Here is a 440-nt window from a genome sequence, read left to right as displayed (position 1 = left end):
GGTTGTGTTTTTATCTTTATTGAACGATTCAATCTTATCTACAGGATGTAATGTCGCACCATTTATGTGTGCAAGCTCATATTCTTCTTGTGTTCTAACGTCAATCAGTTGACCTTGTGCACCCAATTTTTCTAATTCTTGTTTACTGAAATTGTTGATATGGTTTTCGTTATATTGTTTCATAATATCCTCCTAATAAATACCTATAGGGGTATATTAACTGATTGTTTACAGCATGTCAAATACCCAACGGGGTATTTGACATTTTTGGTTCTATCTATTATTATGACTTTATTCAATTAAAAGTGGAGGGAATAACTATGCATTATGATAAAAAAATGATTAATCGTATTAATAGAATACAAGGTCAACTCAATGGAGTTATTAAAATGATGGAAGAAGAAAAAGATTGTAAAGATGTCATTACTCAAATCAGTGCA

Annotated in this window: 1 protein-coding gene and 1 pseudogene; one reads left to right on the top strand and one right to left on the bottom strand. The window is 30.5% G+C overall.

Translation table 11 applies throughout. The features are described 5' to 3' along the window. Positions 1 to 183: rhodanese-like domain-containing protein (locus L987_RS03240; RefSeq protein ID WP_047502919.1), on the bottom strand; the 183-nt coding region annotated here is incomplete at its 3' end. 137 nt (positions 184 to 320) lie between these two features. Between L987_RS03240 and cstR the strand changes: the two are divergent. Continuing rightward, positions 321 to 440, top strand: a pseudogene (gene cstR, locus L987_RS03235) (persulfide-sensing transcriptional repressor CstR); the annotation flags it as partial.

The organism is Staphylococcus sp. ZWU0021 (assembly GCF_000798895.1).
Lineage (GTDB): Bacteria > Bacillota > Bacilli > Staphylococcales > Staphylococcaceae > Staphylococcus > Staphylococcus saprophyticus.
This window is presented reverse-complemented; position numbering and strand designations above follow the sequence as displayed.